1 protein-coding gene is annotated in these 1061 nt (G+C 59.0%); it reads right to left on the reverse strand.

The genetic code is table 11. The annotated features are described in order from the left end of the window. Nucleotides 1-1034: IS481 family transposase (locus PKE98_RS26910; protein ID WP_309298768.1), on the reverse strand; the 1034-nt coding region annotated here is incomplete at its 3' end. Between the last annotated feature and the right edge of the window lie 27 nt (nt 1035-1061).

The raw sequence follows: 1061 nt of genomic DNA on the forward strand, positions 1-1061 counted from the left end.
TGTAAACCGCCGCTCACGAACACGTTCAGTCCTTTGAAATACACCTGCCCTGTCTGGCGTACTTTCACCACGTGATCGCCCGGTTCGTATTCGATTGTTGGCAGTTGCTCCGGGTAGCCACGTGGGCTGGGCCGATAACGTTCTATGGGCGGCCGTTGCTCCAGCGCTTCATGCGGTCGGTAGTGGTTGTACTCGTCTCGCCATCGGGTCATTACCTGCTGACAGTGCTGCAGATCGCTAAACGAGCGATGCAAGACTTCACGTTTGAGCGTCTGATGAAAGCGTTCCAACTTGCCCTGAGTCTGGGGGTGGTAAGGCCGGCTATGGCTTACCTCGATCCCCAAACGCATCAGCCAGACCTCCAGCGTGGATAGCCCGCCAGCGATGTTCGAGCCCCAGGGCGGTCCGTTATCCGCAGTGATGCGCAACGGCAAACCGTATTGACGAAAAACCTCGATCAGACGCGGCTTGACCAGCTCCAGCCGCTCTCCCTCGCAGGCTTGCAGACAGAGCGAGAAGCGCGAGTGATCGTCCAACAGGGTCAAGGGGTGGCAGCGAGACGAACGGCGATCGTTGAGGGCAACGTGGCCTTTGAAGTCGATTTGCCAGAGATCATTTGGGTTCGGATGCTCAAAACGGCGGTTGGCCGGCGGTTGCGTTTGCTCGCTGTGATAGAGGACGCGGCAATCGTGGCGCTTGAGGATCGCCTCGATGGTGCTGTGGTGAGGTGGTTCCCTGTCCGCAGCCAGCAAGCTACGCAGTTTACGAGCGCCCCAATACGGATAGCGATGGTGCAGCTGCACTACCGCCTGCTCCACATTCGGGTCGCTGCGCCCTGGACTGTTCAGGGGGCGTCGGGACCGATCCTGTAAACCGGCATCGCCTTGCTCACGGTACCGATCCAGCCATTTGTAACCGGTCCTGGGACTGATGCCATACCGACGACAAAGCTCCCGCACATTGCTTTGGGGCTGTCCCGCCAGCAGAACAAATTCACGCCTTATCGACATAGTGCTGCGCTCCGGCCAAGGCATCACTCGATCTCCCGATTCGATGAAGCC

It is taken from the genome of Pseudomonas turukhanskensis (genome assembly GCF_027922365.1).
Classification (GTDB): Bacteria; Pseudomonadota; Gammaproteobacteria; order Pseudomonadales; family Pseudomonadaceae; genus Aquipseudomonas; species Aquipseudomonas turukhanskensis.